Annotated in this window: 3 protein-coding genes; 2 read left to right on the top strand and 1 reads right to left on the bottom strand. The window is 73.7% G+C overall.

Annotation, left to right across the window (positions count from 1 at the left end):
• The first annotated feature begins 39 nt into the window (after positions 1–39).
• Together GTR00_RS16190 and GTR00_RS25935 are read left to right on the top strand one after the other, a co-directional pair.
• The gene (locus GTR00_RS16190) at positions 40–1,029 is read left to right on the top strand and encodes a carbohydrate ABC transporter permease (protein ID WP_166612618.1); all 990 of its coding nucleotides are present in this window, start codon (positions 40–42) and stop codon (positions 1,027–1,029) included.
• On the top strand, positions 1,026–1,955 hold the full coding sequence (locus GTR00_RS25935; protein WP_205705962.1) for a carbohydrate ABC transporter permease: 930 nt from the start codon (positions 1,026–1,028) through the stop codon (positions 1,953–1,955). The genes GTR00_RS16190 and GTR00_RS25935 overlap by 4 nt, the downstream gene beginning before the upstream one ends.
• A gap of 61 nt (positions 1,956–2,016) precedes the next feature.
• Here GTR00_RS25935 and GTR00_RS16180 read toward each other — a convergent pair whose 3' ends face one another.
• Positions 2,017–3,828, bottom strand: a complete 1,812-nt coding sequence (locus GTR00_RS16180) for a SpoIIE family protein phosphatase (protein WP_323132534.1) — start codon at positions 3,826–3,828, stop codon at positions 2,017–2,019.
• Positions 3,829–3,870 lie beyond the last annotated feature (42 nt).

The following is a 3,870-nucleotide window of genomic DNA, read 5'->3' as shown; positions in this document are numbered from 1 at the left end:
GCCCTCCCGCAGTCCGCTCACCTCACGAGGAGGTCCCGCGTGGACTGGCTGCTCGACGCCGACAGCACCCCGCACAAGCTCGCCCTCATGGTGATCGCCGTCCTCGCCTTCGCGGCGGTGATGGCGGCCATCCTCTTCGCCGTCGACCGGCCCAAGCGCGTCCCGAACTGGGTCGTCGCCGCCGGCTTCACCGGACCGGCCCTGCTGCTGGTGGCGGTGGGCCTGGTCTACCCCGCCCTGCGCACGCTGTGGCTGTCGCTGAAGTCCCCCGACAGCAGCACCTTCGTCGGCCTGGACAACTACCAGCAGGTCTTCACCAGCGACGGCCTGCAGCTGGTGCTGCGCAACACCGTGCTGTGGGTCGTCCTGGTGCCGCTGATCTCCACCGGCTTCGGGCTGGTGTACGCCTACCTGGTCGACCGCACCCGCTTCGAAGCGCTGGCCAAGGCCCTGATCTTCCTGCCGATGGCCATCTCGGGCGTGGCCGCCAGCATCATCTGGCGCTTCGTGTACGACTACCGGCCCGTGCAGCCGGGCATCGAGCAGATCGGCCTGCTCAACCAGGTCCTCGTCTGGCTGGGCGCCGAGCCGCAGCAGTTCCTGCTGAACCAGCCGTGGAACAACCTCTTCATCATCGTCGTGATGATCTGGATCAACGCCGGGTTCGCCATGACGGTGCTGTCGGCGTCCATCAAGGCGATCCCCGACGACATCGTCGAGGCCGCCCGGCTGGACGGCGCGAGCGCCTTCCAGATGTTCCGGTCGGTGACGGTGCCGAGCATCCGCCCGGCCCTGGTGGTCGTCCTGACGACCGTGGCCATCAGCACGCTGAAGGCCTTCGACATCGTCTTCGTCATGACCGGCGGCCAGTTCGGCACCTCGGTCGTGGCCAACGAGTTCTACTCGCAGTCGTTCCGGCAGTTCAACCAGGGGCTGGGCGCGGCGCTGGCCGTGGTGCTCTTCGCCCTGGTGGTCCCGATCATCGTCTACAACGTGCGGCAGATGCGCCTGGCGGAGGAGGTCCGGTGAGCGGGCAGACCGACGCCACGCGGGTGGTCAGCAGTCCCACCGGGCAGATCGCCCCGCAGCAGCGCAAGCTGACCCGGGCCGAGAAGCGGGCCCTGGCCGCCAAGAACCGGCTCAGCTCCCCGGCGGCCTCGATCGTCGCGCTGGCCATCGCGGCGCTGTGGACGATCCCCACCCTGGGCCTGTTCGTGACGAGCTTCCGGGTGCAGAACGACATCCAGGCCGACGGCTGGTGGAACGCCCTGGCCCGGCCGCTGTTCACCGGGTACAACTACTCCTCCGCGCTGCAGACCGGCCTGGGCGAGAACTTCGTCAACACCTTCGTCATCACGATCCCGGCCGTGCTCATCCCGATCACCCTGGCGCTGCTGGCCGCGTACGCCTTCGCGTGGATCCCCTTCAAGGGGCGCGAGGTGCTCTTCGTGGCGGTGTTCGCGCTGCAGGTGGTGCCGATCCAGGTCACGCTCATCCCGCTGCTGAGCCTGTACGTCGACGTCGGCATCGCCGGGTCGTTCTGGACGGTGTGGCTCTCGCACACGATGTTCGGCCTGCCCCTGGCGATCTTCCTGCTGCACAACTTCATGAAGGACGTCCCGGCGTCCCTGGTGGAGGCGGCCCGCATGGACGGCGCCGGGCACGTCACCGTCTTCTTCAAGGTGCTGCTGCCGCTGCTGGTGCCGGCGATCGCGGCGTTCGGGGTGTTCCAGTTCCTGTGGGTGTGGAACGACCTGCTGGTGGCCCTCACCTTCGCCGGCGGCGACGCCACACCGCTGACCTCCGCGGTCGCGGACCTGACCGGCACCCGCGGCAACGCCTGGCACCTGCTGGCGCCGGGCGCCTTCCTGGCGATGGTGGTGCCGCTGGCGGTGTTCCTGGGGCTGCAGCGCTTCTTCGTGCGCGGGCTGCTGGCCGGATCCGTCAAGGGCTGAGGCCCGGGGCCACCGGCACGCCGCGGGCCGGGGGGCGGACCGCCCTCCCGGCCCGCGGCGTTCAGCCGCGCGGCGCGCTCTTGGGCGCCGGGCGGTCCTCGGGGTGGGCGCGCAGGGCCACCACCGCGACGTCGTCGTCCGGCTCGGGCACCACGCGCGCCACGAGGGCGTCCACGAACCCGTCCAGCGGCAGGTGCGCCAGGTCCTCGGCGGCGGCGCGCAGCCGCTCCAGGCCGGCGTCGAGGGGCTCGTCGCGGCGCTCGACGAGGCCGTCGGTGTACAGCAGCACGGTGGAGCCGGGCACCAGCGGCACGCCGTGGTCCTCGCGCCCGGACTCCGGCAGCAGGCCCAGCAGCAGGTCGGCGGGCCGCTCCAGCAGCCGCGCCCCGCCCCCGGGTTCCACGAGCACCGGCGGCGGGTGCCCGGCGCTGGACCAGCGCAGCGTGCGCGCGCCCGTCCCCCGCTCCTGCGCCGTCTGCTCCACGCGGGCCAGCACCGCCGTCGCCAGGGTCCGCACGCCCAGGTGGTGCAGGGCGCGGTCGAAGGCGGCCAGCACGTGCGCGGGCGAGCCGTGCGCGGTCTGCGCCACCCCGCGCAGGACGCCGCGCAGCTGGCCCATCTCGGCGGCGGCCTCGCGGTCGTGGCCGGTGACGTCGCCGACGACGATCGTGGTGGAGCCGTCCGGGGTGAGGAAGGCGTCGTACCAGTCGCCGCCGACCTGGGCCTCGCGGGTCGCCGGCAGGTAGCGCACCGCGAGCTGCAGGTGGTCCGGCTGCGGCGGGTCGGTGAGCAGCGAGCGTTGCAGCGCCTCCGCCAGCGTGCGGGTCGCGCGCGCCCGGCGGCGCTCGTCCTCCAGGCGCCGCACGCGCTCCAGGGCCTGCCCGCACTGGGCGGCGAACGCCTCCAGCAGCTGCACCTCCTCGGCCTCCAGGGAGCGCTCGGCGGACCAGCCGACCGCGACCGAGCCCAGCGGCTCGCCGCCGCTGGTGCTCAGCGGCAGCGCCGCCCAGGTGGGCAGCTCCGCGGCCCCCGGCAGCGGCACCGCGGCGGCGTAGCGGCAGTCCTGCACGCCCAGCACCGCCCGCCCGCGGGCGGCGACGGCCACGGGGGCGTCGGAGGTCAGCGGCAGGTGCGCGGTCGGGGCCGGGCCCGGCGCGTCCGGGTCGCCGAGGAAGGTCAGTGCGAGCTGCGGGCCCTCGCGCAGGCCCACGACGACGGCCTCGGCCCCGGTGGCGTCGCGGCCGTGGCGGGCCAGGCGCTCCAGCAGGCCCGGGACGGTCTCGGCCGTGGCCAGGGCCGAGGCGGTGGCGGCCAGGCCCGCCAGGCGGCGGGCGGTGCGCCGTTCGCGCTCGCCGGAGCGGCGCAGCTGCGCGTTGAGCTCCTCCAGCTCGCGGGTGCGCTCGAACAGGTCGGACTCGACCTGCTGCACGCGCTCGGACCACTGCTTGCCGCTGGCCACGGCCTCGCGGGCGGCCTCGCGGTCGCGCACGTAGTCGGTGATGTCGTCGGAGCGGTGCAGCAGGAACGCGACCTCGCCGTCCTCGTCGAGGATCGGCACGTTGCGCGGGCTCCAGAAGCGCTCCTCGAAGTCGCCGCCGGGCACCGGGATGTCGTACTTCTGCAGCGCCATCGTCTGCGGCTGGCGGCTCTCGCGCGTCAGCTCCAGGGAGGCGCGCAGGTTGCGCAGGCCGTCGGCGGCGGGGTCGTCCGGGTTCATCGGGAACACGTCGAAGAGGTGCCGGCCGACCTGCTCCTGCAGGGTGGTGGCCGTGGCCTGCAGCCGGGCGCGGTTGGCGTGCACGATCACCAGGTCCGGCGTCAGCAGCAGGAACGGCGCCGGCGCCTCGTCGAAGACCTTCGCGAAGTCCGGCACGGGCAGCTCCCGACCCCCTCGCGGACCGCGCCCGCCCCCCGG

Source organism: Kineococcus indalonis (genome assembly GCF_009906395.1).
GTDB lineage: Bacteria > Actinomycetota > Actinomycetes > Actinomycetales > Kineococcaceae > Kineococcus > Kineococcus indalonis.
Note: the sequence above shows the minus strand (reverse complement) of the source record. Positions and strands in the feature narration are given on the sequence as shown.